This window comes from Halogeometricum sp. CBA1124 (assembly GCF_009741955.1).
In the GTDB taxonomy this organism is placed as follows: domain Archaea; phylum Halobacteriota; class Halobacteria; order Halobacteriales; family Haloferacaceae; genus Halogeometricum; species Halogeometricum rufum.
The window spans coordinates 1-11,240 of sequence record NZ_WPCD01000120.1 but is presented as its reverse complement, the minus strand read 5'-3'; the positions used below and the strand labels follow the sequence as shown (position 1 = coordinate 11,240).

Genomic DNA, 11,240 nt, shown 5'->3' with positions numbered 1-11,240 from the left:
GCGTTCGACGCGTTCGCCGTCGCGCACGCGGGACTGCACCTCGCCCTGCGGAACCGGCCCGAGTTGTCGTTCGATAGCTGGTTCTCGTGGGTCTGGATACTGGGCGCGGCGGTTCTCGGCGCGCTTCACCTCGTCGCCGTGGCGCTGTGAGGGTCGCGTGCCGTTCTACCGCGAACGGGGGAAAGTCGGGCGGGTTACTCTACGCCGCCGACGCCGCTCTCGGCGTCCGGCAGGTCGTACGCCGTCGCGTCGAGACCGAGTTCCGTCAGCGCTTCGGCGAGGTGTTCGTCCTTGGCGTAGTCCGCGCCGTCCGCCTCGCGAATCTCCTGCGTCTTCGCCAGCACGTCCGCGCGTCTGTCGTCGGGGATGTCGTACTTGTCCGTCGAGAGTTCGATGACGAGGCCGTTGTTGTCGTGGGTGTACAGCGAGAAGAAGATGCCCCGGTCGAAAATGTTGTAGTTCCGACCGTCGTCCTCGATGGCCTGCACCACTTCCTCGAACTCCTCGGGGTCGACGCTGAAACAGAGGTGGTGGACGGCGCCGACGCCGCCGCGTTGGCCCGTCCTGTTCGACTGCCGGTCGTCGCTGACGAAGAACGTCAGGATGCGGCCGTCGCCGGTGTCGAAGAACAGGTGCGTCTGGGAGGGGTCGTCGAGGTTCGGCTGTCGGAGAACGAGGCGCATCCCCAACAGGTCGCGGTAGAAGGCGACGGTGTCCTCCTCGTTGCTCCCCCAGATGGTCACGTGGTCGGTGCCGGTGGTGTGGAACGGACTGTCCGGATACTCGGCGGTGACTGGATTCTGGTCGCTCACGTCGCCACAGTACGGACGCAAATCGGATAAGTCGGGTAGTAACACCCGAGTCTCCCCGTGATACCCTCGACAGGTGAGGCGTGGGCCCTCAGCGGTCGCCGTTGATCACGTCGGCGACTCGCTGTCGGTCGAACAGTCGTTCGTCGGCCGGCGGCGCCTCCATCCCGGTCGGTTCGCCGAACGTGTCCGGGTAGAGGCTCTTCGCCAGCACCTCGGTCTGGAACTGGTTGATTATCGGCCCCTGCTCGAACTCGTGCCACGGGTAGACGCGGCCCTCGGCGATGGCCGTCACCTCGCCGGCGACGGGGTCCTCACGGAGAGGTCGGAGGATGTCCTCCTCGAACGACACCTCGTCGTCGCGCACGACGTTCAGGCCCGCGTGGTAGACGACGACTTCGGGATCGACCTCCAGCAGCAGTTCGAAGTTGCCAGTGATGAGGTTGGCGTCGCTCGGGTATTGCCCCGCGAAAGCGTCGTGGGCGGGAACCTCCAGGTCACGGAGAGGCCGGGTCTGATAGCCCGGGACGGTGGGGTCCCTGACGTACACCGTCTGGCCGTCGTCCCAGTAGTTCGTGTTCAGGTAGGCGACCGACGGCCGGTCCTCGACGGGCGGGAACTCCGCGGTGAGGCGCGCGACCAGTTCCTCGTGCATCTCGCGGTAGGCGTCGCCGCGCGCCTCCGCGCGGAACACGTCGGCGTACCGGTCGAGTCCCTCGTAGAGCGTGTAGTAGGGGTGACCGTCCGTGTAGTCGGGGCGGCGCATCCAACTGCCGTGGAACGGCGCGACGTTCGACTCCAACTCCGCGAGGTCCTCCTCGTCCAACTCGAAGTACTCCATCGCCGGATGGTGGCCGACGAGGTGGAGGTCGACGTCCAACTCGTAGAACAGTTCCTTGTCGGGCGTGCCGCCCTCGCTCAGGGGCGTGAGTTCGCTCGGGTCGAACGAGACGCCCGGCAACTGGTCCAGATACTCGGTGGGGAACGTCGTGGGGAACGCCGAGGCGACCATCCCGTCGGCCTGCCCGAGTGCGATCATCATGTCCACCGGCCCCTGATGGTAGACGAGATATCGCTCGGGGGGCGCGTCGAGCGTGTGACAGCCGTTCGGTTCCATACACACCTCGTAGGACTCCTCTGCGGTCGGTTGGCTCGTCTCCGTCGTCACCTCGGACGTCGGTTCGGTCGTCTGTTCGGGCGTCGTCGCCTCCGTGCCGGACCCCCCGTCGCTCCCCGTACAGCCCGCGAGTGCGCCTCCCGCGACCACGGCCCCGGCGACCTGCAGGTACTCTCTCCGCGTCGAACCGTCGGTTCGCTCCTCGTCTCTCGCCATAGTTTTAGGCCTGCCTAATAACGTAAACTCGTTTCGGTTTTTCGGTGAGCCTAAAACAGGATGGCTCGGCTCGGCCGTCGGCCGGAGACGAAGCGCTTTTGCGTCGATACGGGAGTTCTCGACCGTGCGAAGACTGGCGCGGTTTCTGGTCGGCGTCCTCCTCGGCGGCGGCGCGTTCGCCGGCTACCTCGCGTCCGTCGGCGCCGGCGACGTGGCGGGCCGCATCGCCGAACTCCCGCCGTGGGCCGTCGCCGTCGTCGTCCTGCTCGTGGTCGGCGAGGGCCTCGCGGACGGCATCGGCGTCTGGGCGTCGGTGAACCCCCTCGGGCGCGGCCTCTCGAAGCGCCAGAGCGTGCAGTTCGCGATGGCAGGGGACTTCTTCGACACGCTCAGCCCCGCCGGACCGGTGAGTTCCGAGCCCATCATGGCGCAGTTCATCGGCGTCACGACGGAGACGTCGTACGCCGACGCCCTCGCGGTCCGGGGCGTGGCGAAGTACGTGAAGTCGGGCGCTCAACTCCTGCTCTCGACGGTGCTGGCGCTCTCGATAACCGTCGGCGGGAGTTCGCCGCGGTTCGTCCTCGTCACCCTCGCCGGAGCCGTCGGCACCCTGCTCGTCGGCGGCCTCGTCGTCCTCCGGTTCCGGGCCGCCGTCTCCCGCGCCGTCGTCGCCGTCGCCGCGCCCGTCGTCGCGTGGGCGTCGTCGCTCTACCGGGACGACCCGCACGACAGAGCGGTCGTCGCGTCCGCGGTCGAACGGTTCTGGGCCCGCGTCCTCCTGTTCCGCGACCGACCGGGACTGGTCGCACTCGTCGCCGTCGGCGGCGTCGTCGAACAGGTGCTGACGGCGGCGGCCCTCTACGTCGCGCTCCTCGGAATCGGCTCCGGGACGGGGGCGGCCGTCGCCCTCCTCCCCCATCGTCGCCGTCGTCCCCCTCCCGCAGGCGTCGAGCATCGTCCCGATTCCGGGGAGCATCGGGGCGTACGACGTGGTCCTCGGCGGCGCACTCACCCTCGTGACGGGGGCGGCACCCGCGGCGGCGGCCGCCGCCGTCCTCGTCGTCCGGACGGTCACGCTCCCGTTCGGTCTCTCCGTCGGCGGCCTCTCCGTCGCCTTTCTCCGCGGGTGGCGGCCGTAGCGTGACGCCGGGGTCGGCGGCGGCGAGACCGAACCGGTCGCGTCTCCGGACGGTTCAGCGTCGTGGGTACCGGCGAATCGCTCGGTTGCGAAAACGCATTTCACGTCGCCGTGCGAATGAGTTGCCATGGCACACGTCATCGTCGTCGGCGGAGGCGCCGCCGGACTGAGCGCCGCGCTGTTCACCCAGAAGAACGGGCTGGAGACCACCGTCTTCGACACGGACAAGACGTGGTTGCACAAGGCCCACCTGTTCAACTACCCCGGCATCGGTTCGCAGGACGGAACCGTGTTCCTGGAGACGCTCCAGCGACAGGCCGAGACGTTCGGCGTCGAACGCGTGAGCGCCGAGGTGTCGGACGTGTCCGAGTCGGGCGACGGGTTCACCGTGACGGCCGACGGCGAGGACCACGACGCCGACTACGTCGTCCTCGCGACGGGAGCGAACCGGGACCTGGCCGAGTCGCTGGGCTGCGACTTCGACGGTGACCTCGTGGACGTCGACGTGACGATGGAGACGAGCGTCGACGGCGCGTACGCCACGGGCGCGATGGTCCGCGCCGAGGAGTGGCAGGCGGTCATCAGCGCCGGCGACGGCGCCGCCGCCGCGCTCAACATCCTCTCGACGGAGAAGGGCGAGAACTACCACGACTTCGACGTGCCCGCCGACGCGACGAGGCGTTCGGCGCGATGGCCGACGAGTCGTAACCTCGAACGTCGGTGCGAGGCGGACGCGCACCGCTCGCGTTCGAGACGAAAACGGAACGAACGGCACCACAAGCGGCGAGAGAGCGTACCCGCTCAGCCGAGGACGTAGCTCAGCATCGGGTACTTCTCGAGCAGTGTCTGGCCGCCCACGTCGTACTGCTCTATCTTGCTGTCCAGTCCGAGGATGCGCCCCGCGCCGAACGCCGCGACGGCGAGGAACACCAGCATGTACGCGAAGTCGCCGTTGATGAACCCGTGAGCGACGTCCCAGTTGCTGAAGTAGAACATCAGCATCATGAACGCGCCCCAGAACGCGGCGAGGCGGGTCACCGCGCCGACGAGTAGCGCGAGGCCGATGGCGAGTTCACCCCACGGCACCGCGACGCTGAGGAACTCGGCGAACCACGGCGTGCTCCCCATCCACGCGAACACTCCCGAGAGGGGGCTGGCGGCCGGAACCGCGTTGTTCAGGTAGCCCGCCGCGCTAAACGGTTCGGCGGCCAGAATCTTCGTCCATCCCGAGTAGAAGAACGCGAATCCCATCATCAGTCGAAGCGCGAGGACGAACCACGCGCTGAGGCTGTGAGCCTTGCTGCTAATCGTGACACCTGCGACCGTACTCTCGAACTCGTTCACGCGCGACTGCATCTCGTTAGTTGCCATCGGAAGTCACCTTACACCTGAACCGTGTGCCGCGTACCACGTATAACGGACGCGTAATTCTCAGTTCTGGGGAATGTGCGTAAGTCGTGCCCGAGCGCCGCGGGAGCCGACGCAATCCGTCGGCGAGACGCGCTTTGGAGGCCAACAGAGTCGCTCTCGAACGTTCGGAGACGAACGCGCCGCGGTCGGTGTCGCCGCCGCCGCGGCTACCACAACTATCGTTCCTGATATACTCGCGGGCGACGGTGCCCTCGACTGGCCCCCGAGGACGGGAGTCGCACGCGACGGGCGGGCCTCACGTCGACTCATCGACGGCGGGCCCCCGTGTCGACGACGGGCGGGCGAACCGTCCGGACGGCTCCTTCCCACGGTTACGGCGGTGTAACCGGGTTACATCGACGCTGTCGAAGGGCTATATGGGAGCGGGTCGTAGCGTTCGACGTGGCTCGTCGGTGACCGCAGGGACGGCCCTCCGACCGACGGCCCGACGGACCTAGTTCCATGTCTCACGCCGAACAAACCGCGCGAACGCTGGAGAATCTCCCCCCGAGTGCGAAGTTCGTCCACTTCGTCCTCGAACGGGAGTCGCACCTGACGCAAGGGGAACTGACCGACCGGACGCAACTCTCGACGCGGACCGTTCGGGACGCCCTTCGAAAACTGGAGGACGCGGACATCGTCCACGAGGACGTCTGTCTGAAGGACGCGAGGAAGCGCGTGTACTCGCTGGAACGGGCGGACTGAACGGGTCCGGGAGAGGCGCGTCGAACGCGGCGAGCGAACCGACTCGTTCTGCCGGCACGTCCGCCGGTCGGGCGGTGCTTCGAGGCCGACGCGGTGACGCCGCACCCGTTCGGCTACTCGCTTCGCGGCGACCTGTCGGTCCGGTCGCGGAGCGTCTCGACAGTCTCGGGCGCGAACAGGTCCGGGGCGCGGCGAGCGGTCGGCCCGTCGTCGTCGGGCGCGAGGTCGAACGCCGCCTGCAGGAAGGCGAACGGCGCGCCCGCGGCCCACGCCTGCGGCGTGCAGGCGGCGGGGTACTCGACCGGGTCCCGGTCGTCGTCGAACCCGCAGTACAGTTCCGGGAGGCGTTCGTGCTCGAACCGCGTCGCGGCGTCTAATACCCCTTCCGCGAGTCGTTCCGCGGCGTCGCCGTGTCCGTACCGCGACAGGCCGAGTGCGACGAGCGACGTGTCGTGGGGCCACACGCCGCCGGCGTGGTAGGACACCGGCGAGTAGCCGGCGTCGGTCGGACTCATCGTCCGGAGACCCCACCCCGTCGACGACGGGCCGTCGACGAGCGTCTCGACGACGGCGTCGGCGCGGTCGGCCGGAATCGTCTCCGTCCACAGGCAGTGGCCGACGTTCGACGTGACGGCGTCGACGATTCGGCCGTCCCCGTCCTTCGCGAGGCCGTAGTACGTCCGGTCGGGGAGCCAGAACTCCTCGTCGAACGCGCGTTCGATCGCTCGGGCGCGGTCGCGGTAGGCGTCGGTCGGCACGTGGGTCTCCACGTCCGCGTCCAGATCGTCGAGGAGGGCGGCGCCGCGGTCGAGCGCTCTCGCCGCGTAGCCCTGCACTTCGGCGACCGCCAGCGGACCGTCGGCGACGGTGCCGTCGGCGAACCGGATGCTGTCCGCCGTGTCCTTCCACGCGTGGTGGTCGAGGACGCCGTCGGTCTCGTAGTAGAGGAACGGGTCGTCGCCGGCGTCGCTGGTTCGATACGTCCACGCCAGCGCGTCGGCCAGCGCGTCCGCGAGTTCTTCCGCCAGCGCCTCGCTTCCCCGCCACCGGCACGTCTCGTCGAGGAGCGTCACCCACAGGGGCGTCGCGTCGACGGTGCCGAAGTAGGGCCGGTGCGGGATGCGGCGCCGGTCGGCGAGTTCGCCGTGGCGGACTTCGTGGAACACCTTTCCCGGTTCCTCCCCGCGTGACGGAACGTCCTCGCGGCCGCGGGTGGCCGCGAAGTACCGGAGCGTTCCCGCCGCGAGCGACGGCGCGACGGCGAGCGTCTGGTGGGCGGTGAGCAGGGCGTCGCGTCCGAACGGCGTGACGAACCACGGCGTCCCGGCCAGCGGAACCGGTCCGTGCTCCGTCTCCGTCGTGAGTGCGACGAGGTCGGACCGGGCCCGTTCGAAGACGGCGTCGTATCGGGCGGTCCCCGTCTCGACCCGCGGGACCGAGACCGGTTCCGTGCGGGTCGGGAGCGTCGTCGCTGCGCCGTCCGAGGACCCCGTCGCGGCGGGCGGCGTCGCGTCCGGTTCTGGCGCGGCGGAGGCCGTCGCCTCCGACTCCGACGCCGCTTCCGACGCCGACGCCGCCCCGTCGACGGCGGCGACGAAGGGGAGTTCGAACCGCCCCTGCGGCGGGACGCGGGCGGAGAAGACGGCCGCCGTCTCAGAGAGGCTCTCGGGCCGCCGTCCGAAGCGAAGTCGCGTCGCGCGGGTGACGGACTCGCCGTCGGCCGTCTCGTAGTCGTACCGGAGGACGACCGACCGGTCGTCCGCGGTCCGCCGAACGTCCCGGTCGATGTCGGTGCCGAGTCCGCGAACCTCGAACAGGTCCGCGAAGTCGGCGTCGAACCGGACGGTGAGCGTCACCGACCGGGACGCCGCGGCGTGGTTCTCCAGCACCACCGTCTCCGCGTAGCCTTCGGCCTCGTGGACCGACTGGCGTCGCTGGACGACGACTTCGCTGTGTTTCGGAACGTTCCGGTCCCGAATCTCGTTCACCGCCGGACCCGCGGTGGCGAGCGTGACCGTCCGTTCGTTCGCGGCGTCCAGCGTCTCGCCGATGTGGGTCAACTCCGTCCCGGCGACGTCGACGGCGAGTTCCGAGAGGTAGCGCGTGTCCCTGTGGTACAGTCCTCCTTCCGGACCGAGTTCGTCCGGGGTCGTTCGCACGAAGAAGCTGTACCCGTCAACGAGCGTCTCTAGCGGCATCCGTCCGACACCTCGCCCGACTCGTTCGGCGGCGGACCGTGGGAACTGTGCATACGACGTGACTACGAATCGACCGGATTAACTCTTGCGGGGAACAACAACTCTGAGTAGTTGTTCTCCGTTAGGTTTATCATGAACTATCCTCAAATTTCCGGCATGTCGCACTCTGACCAACTGACGAGGCGGAACGTGCTCGCGGCGGGCGCGGCAGGACTGGCCGGCGGACTCGCCGGATGTACCGGCACGTTCGGCGGTGGCGACGGCGGCGGCGGTGGGTCAGTCGACTCGTTCAAGTACTGGAACATCCACAACGGCGACGACTTCCGAGGGCCGATCAACGAGATCGTCGCGAGTTACGAGGAGTCGAGCGGAACGACGGTGGAGGCGCGGTACATCGACAACGACGCCATCTCCGAGCAGATTTCCAGCGCGGTGGCGTCGGACACCCTCCCGACGGTGGGACTGCTCGCCATCCAGACGATACAGCGGTTGGGCGCCGACGGGTCGCTCTCGGCGGAGAGCGCCTCGCAGGTCATCGAGAACGTCGGGTCCGACGACTTCCGCGAGGGGCCGCTGAAGTTCATGAGCGACGGCGAGGGGGGCTACTACGGCATCCCCGCCGACGCGTGGGTCCAGGGCATCTGGTACCGCAAGAGCGCCTTCGAGGAGGAGGGACTGGAACCGCCGGTGACGTGGGACGCCATCCTCGAAGCGGCGGAGACGTTCCACGACCCGGACAACGACATGTACGGCATCGGGTTCGGGACGAAGGCGACGGCGTACGCGCGGCAGTGTTTCACCCAGTTCGCGCAGTCGAACGACGCGCGGGTGTTGGACGCGGATGCGAACGTCGTCTTCGACTCTCAGGAGATGATAGAGGCGCTCACCTTCCTCTCGGACCTCGGCGAGTTCGTCCCCGGCGCCGTCTCCTTCGAGGACACGCGGAACCTCTACGGGAACGAGCAGGAACACATGTTCATGTACTCCTCGTACCTCCTCCCGGACCTGCTCTCGGACGAGGGCGAGGAGATGGTGCAGAACACCGGCCTCGCGCCCGCGACGGAGAAGAAGCGCCGCAGTACGTACGGGCAGGTGCTGGGACACACCATCTTCGCGAAGTCGGACGCGAGACGGCAGGTCGGCGGCGACTTCGTGGAACACGTGATGAGCGACGAGCAGTACGTGAAGTGGTGTCACACGAACCCCGGCGGGACGATGCCCGTGCTGCAGTCCACCTCCGAGTCGGACGCCTACCTCGACAACGAGATTCTCTCGGCGTGGAGCGACACCATCGACCAGATATCGTCCGCGCTCGGGAACATGGACCGGTTCGACTTCGTGGACGGGACGCTCCTGCCGGAGTTCGGGACCATCTCCAGCAACTCGCTCGTCGCCGAGGCGGTCAACCGCGTCGTCGTGAAAGACCACGCGCCCGACACCGTGGCGAAAGAGCAGGCGGAGAAGATGCGTAACGCCCTCTCATGACGTCGGTCAGGGAGGCGACCACCTCCGTGTTCGACAGGTACGCGGAGAACCCGGTAGAGCGTCGCGAGGCGGTTCTCGGCGTCCTCCTCATCCTCCCGGCCGTCGTCCTCATCGGCGCGGTCATCCTCTACCCCATCGCCTACAACGTCTACCTGAGTTTCACCGAGGTTCCGCTGAACCCAAACCGCGCCCCACAGTGGGTCGGACTCGGGAACTACGTCGAGTTGCTCACGGCGGCGCGGTTCTGGTCGGCGTTCACGACGACGGTGGCGTTCACCGTCGGGAGTACCGTGCTCTCGACCGTCGTCGGTCTCGCCGTCGCACTCCTCTTCGACCGGGAGTTCCGCGGGCGTCGACTCGCCCGCGGCCTCGTCTTGCTCCCGCACGTCACGCCCATCATCGCCGTCGCGTTCGTCTGGCAGTTCATGCTCAGCCCGCTCTGGGGGTCGATTCCGAACCTACTCGCCGAGTGGGGACTGTACGGCACGCGCGTGGGACTGCTCGAACAGAGCGCGACGGCCCTGCCCGTCGTCGTCGTCTTCTCCGCGTGGCGGAACTTCCCGTTCGCCTTCCTGCTGTTCGTCGCGCGACTGCAAGCGATACCCGAGTCCATGTACGAAGCCGCACGCATCGACGGGGCCGGCGCGCTGGCACAGTTCAAAGACATCACGCTGCCGGAGTTGAAGGGCACCATCGCCATCGTGGTGCTGTTGCGCTTCATCTGGGAGTTCAACACGTTCGCGGAGGTGTGGCTCCTGACGCGACAGGTCCTGACGCTGCCCATCTTCGCCTACCAGACGGCGTTCGCCAACTTCGAGCAGGGTCTCGGCGCCGCCATCTCTCTGCTGTTGTTCCTCGTGCAGGCGCTGTTCGTGCTCGGCTTCGTGACGCTGTTCGGGGAGGACAAGGTATGATATCGTTCGTCACCGCCGTCGCCAGAGAGTCGATGACCGGCCTCAGACTGCTCCGCCGGCAGGTGAGTCGCGACACCCGCCTCCGCCGCGCCGGGTTCTACGCGAGCCTCGGACTCACCCTGCTCGTCGCCCTGTTCCCGTTCTACGTGATGCTGGCGACCAGCCTCACGCCCGACGACGCCATCTACGTGAACGACCCGGGACTGGTGCCGCAGGCCCTGACGCTGTCGCAGTACACGGTGCTGTTCTCCTCGGAGACGTTCGCGTTCACCTCCTACTTCTTCAACAGCGCCATCGTCGCCACGGTCACGGCGACGTTCTCGTTGTTCGTCGGCGTCATCGGCGCGTACAGCTTCACCCGCCTCGACTACCCCCGGGAACACGGTGGTCCGACGCGGCGTCGTCGTCGTCTACATGCTGTCGGCGATAACCGTCGTCGTCCCGTTGTTCCAACTCATCGCCCGCCTCGGACTGGTCGACACCCGACTGAGCCTGTTCATCACGTACACCGTGAGCACGCTCCCGCTGACGCTCTACATGCTGTGGAACTACTTCGAGAGCCTCCCCGTCGCCATCGAGGAGGCGGCGATGCTCGACGGCTACTCCCGCGTGGAGACCATCTTCCGCGTCGTCGTCCCCCTGTCGCTGCCCGTCCTCGTCGCGACGTTCCTGTTCGCGTTCAAGATAGCGTGGAACGAGTACATCTTCGCGTCGGTGTTCCTCAAGTCGCAGGCCAAACTCACCCTGCCCATCGGCATCGAACAGATGAACGCCAACTTCTCGAACGTCTGGGGACAGATCATGGCCGCGTCGTTCCTGACGACGCTTCCCATCATCGTGATGTTCCTCTACCTGGAGAAGTACATGGTCGAGGGACTCACCGCGGGGGCGGTGGAGGGCTGACAGATGCACGAGACAGCCTCAGACGCCGAGACGACGGCGCGCGACGACGGCCCGTACGACGGAACCGTGGTCGGCGAGACGGGCGGCGAGACGGTCACGTTGTCGTCGCTGACGAAGCGGTTCGGCGACGAGACGGCGGTGGACGGCGTGTCGCTCCCCGTCGAGGCGGGCGAGTTGGTCGTCCTGCTCGGCCCGTCGGGGTGCGGGAAGACGACGACGCTCCGGATGATTGCGGGGTTAGAGAGCGTCACCGACGGCTCCGTCGCCATCGGCGACACGGACGTCTCCGAGGAACCGCCGCAGGACCGCGACGTGGCGATGGTGTTCCAGAACTACGCGCTGTAC

At 67.7% G+C, this 11,240-nt stretch carries 9 protein-coding genes and 2 pseudogenes; 7 read left to right on the top strand and 4 right to left on the bottom strand.

The annotated features are described in order from the left end of the window. Positions 1–194: 194 nt before the first annotated feature. On the bottom strand, positions 195–812 hold the full coding sequence (locus GJ632_RS13925) for a VOC family protein (RefSeq protein WP_089810228.1): 618 nt from the start codon (positions 810–812) through the stop codon (positions 195–197). 88 nt (positions 813–900) lie between these two features. Next, complete coding sequence (locus GJ632_RS13920; RefSeq protein ID WP_191453276.1) at positions 901–2,142, bottom strand: ABC transporter substrate-binding protein; 1,242 nt, start codon at positions 2,140–2,142, stop codon at positions 901–903. A 124-nt stretch (positions 2,143–2,266) separates the two neighbouring features. On the opposite strand from GJ632_RS13920, the pseudogene GJ632_RS13915 reads away from it, so the two are divergent. Both GJ632_RS13915 and GJ632_RS13910 read left to right on the top strand, forming a co-directional pair. Beyond that, positions 2,267–3,281: pseudogene (locus GJ632_RS13915) on the top strand (lysylphosphatidylglycerol synthase domain-containing protein). 126 nt (positions 3,282–3,407) lie between these two features. After that, positions 3,408–3,988: pseudogene (locus GJ632_RS13910) on the top strand (FAD-dependent oxidoreductase). A 93-nt stretch (positions 3,989–4,081) separates the two neighbouring features. Here GJ632_RS13910 and GJ632_RS13905 read toward each other — a convergent pair. Beyond that, positions 4,082–4,651 (bottom strand): DoxX family protein, encoded by a 570-nt coding sequence (locus tag GJ632_RS13905; RefSeq protein ID WP_191453274.1) that lies wholly within the window; start codon positions 4,649–4,651, stop codon positions 4,082–4,084. A gap of 501 nt (positions 4,652–5,152) precedes the next feature. Here GJ632_RS13905 and GJ632_RS13900 point away from each other — a divergent pair. Continuing rightward, entirely contained in the window at positions 5,153–5,395 is a 243-nt protein-coding gene (locus tag GJ632_RS13900) for a winged helix-turn-helix domain-containing protein (protein ID WP_089810238.1), read from the top strand. 113 nt (positions 5,396–5,508) lie between these two features. Here GJ632_RS13900 and GJ632_RS13895 read toward each other — a convergent pair whose 3' ends face one another. Further along, on the bottom strand, positions 5,509–7,593 hold the full coding sequence (locus tag GJ632_RS13895) for a glycogen debranching N-terminal domain-containing protein (RefSeq protein ID WP_191453273.1): 2,085 nt from the start codon (positions 7,591–7,593) through the stop codon (positions 5,509–5,511). A gap of 156 nt (positions 7,594–7,749) precedes the next feature. On the opposite strand from GJ632_RS13895, the gene GJ632_RS13890 reads away from it, so the two are divergent. The 4 genes from GJ632_RS13890 to GJ632_RS13875 form a co-directional block, all read left to right on the top strand. After that, positions 7,750–9,078, top strand: a complete 1,329-nt coding sequence (locus tag GJ632_RS13890; protein ID WP_197428004.1) for an ABC transporter substrate-binding protein — start codon at positions 7,750–7,752, stop codon at positions 9,076–9,078. 26 nt (positions 9,079–9,104) lie between these two features. Continuing rightward, positions 9,105–9,992: a sugar ABC transporter permease gene (locus GJ632_RS13885; RefSeq protein WP_343161189.1), complete on the top strand. Its 888-nt coding sequence runs from the start codon at positions 9,105–9,107 to the stop codon at positions 9,990–9,992. A 384-nt stretch (positions 9,993–10,376) separates the two neighbouring features. Further along, on the top strand, positions 10,377–10,895 hold the full coding sequence (locus GJ632_RS13880; protein WP_197428003.1) for a carbohydrate ABC transporter permease: 519 nt from the start codon (positions 10,377–10,379) through the stop codon (positions 10,893–10,895). A 3-nt stretch (positions 10,896–10,898) separates the two neighbouring features. Then, the coding region (locus tag GJ632_RS13875; RefSeq protein ID WP_191453271.1) for an ATP-binding cassette domain-containing protein at positions 10,899–11,240 on the top strand (342 nt) is incomplete at its 3' end.